Below are 785 nucleotides of genomic sequence, written 5' to 3'. Positions count from 1 at the left end.
CGAGGAGCGGCGCGAGGCGACCGGCGGCGGCGCGCCCGCGCGCGAGGGCGCCCAGGGAGCCGGTGATCGTGCCGATGCCCACGGCGAGGGCCGCGTAGCGCGTGACCGCGACGAGCCCGCCGACCTCGATGGCCCCGGCCGCGAAGCCGCAGTCCGGACACCGCGAGGACGAGGACGGTCAGCAGCGGGAGCAGGACTCCGGCGCGTCCCGCGGCCCGCCCGTACAGGAGCCAGGTGGCGCGTCCGTGCGCGGCGAGTTCCGCGAGCGGGGCGGTGACGCGGCCGAACTCGCGGCGCGCGGTGCCCGCGGCGTGGACCGTCTCGGCGCCTTCGAGGACTTCGGTGAGGCGGGAGGCGATGACGGCCTGCGTGTGCTGGTAGCGGGCGCCCGCCCCGGCGGTGCCGGTCGTGAAGGCGCGCAGCAGCAGGGCGACGGCCGGGAATCCGGCGAGGAGGGCGAGGCCGGTCCACAGGTCGGTCAGCAGGACGCCCGCGAGACCGCCGAGCGGCAGCAGGACCGCGGGGACGGCGGCGGCGACGGTGACGGGGACGGTCGCCGCCTCGGCGGTGTTCGCGGTGAGACGGGTCGCGAGGTCGCCGGGGCGCGGCAGCTCCCTGTCGTCGGGGGCGGCGGCGAGGACCCGGCCCAGGAGCAGTTCGCGTAGGCGTTTCGGTGCGTGTGGCGATCGCGCTGCGGCTCAGTGTGGCGGCGACTGCGTATATCGTGACCTCGTAGTCTGTTAGCTTTTTTGTTTTCTTCTTGTTTTTTTTTTTTTTTTTTTTTT

At 73.5% G+C, this 785-nt stretch carries 1 pseudogene; it reads right to left on the bottom strand.

The features are described from left to right. Window positions 1–693: pseudogene (locus SSBG_RS35140) on the bottom strand (ABC transporter transmembrane domain-containing protein); the annotation flags it as partial. Window positions 694–785: the final 92 nt, after the last annotated feature.

Origin of the sequence: Streptomyces sp. SPB074 (assembly GCF_000154905.1) — a bacterium.
GTDB lineage: Bacteria > Actinomycetota > Actinomycetes > Streptomycetales > Streptomycetaceae > Streptomyces.
Note: the sequence above shows the minus strand (reverse complement) of the source record. Positions and strands in the feature narration are given on the sequence as shown.